We start from the raw sequence: 339 nt of genomic DNA on the forward strand, positions 1-339 counted from the left end.
CTTCAATCGGATTCGGTTTTCTGGTGGTCAAAACACCTGACGCCGTTAAAGACTTTTGGGCTTCAACCGGTGTGACTAAAAGTGCTGGTATGGGTGCCATGAGAATGTTTCAAAATTATTTCCGTAACCACTAGGAGGAAAAATAGTTATGAAGAAAATCGCACACTGGTTATTGGAAAAAGCCAAAAAAGATATGCGAACCGATCCTTTTACAACACCTTCACGGCGGACTAAGTTGTCTTACTATTTTGATAACTTATTTAGCATGGTCTTCTATATAATGGGAATTTACCTCATGTTAATGGATTTATACCAAGAGCTTTTCACGGCGAACCATAC

The 339-nt window shown here is 39.2% G+C and carries 2 pseudogenes; both read left to right on the forward strand.

Going from position 1 to position 339, the window contains the following annotated elements:
• A pseudogene (locus tag ACKTR2_RS10585) lies at positions 1 to 134 on the forward strand (conjugal transfer protein TrbL family protein); the annotation flags it as partial.
• 14 nt (positions 135 to 148) lie between these two features.
• A pseudogene (locus ACKTR2_RS10590) lies at positions 149 to 339 on the forward strand (hypothetical protein); the annotation flags it as partial.

The organism is Furfurilactobacillus curtus, from assembly GCF_045862785.1.
GTDB classification, from domain to species: domain Bacteria; phylum Bacillota; class Bacilli; order Lactobacillales; family Lactobacillaceae; genus Furfurilactobacillus; species Furfurilactobacillus curtus.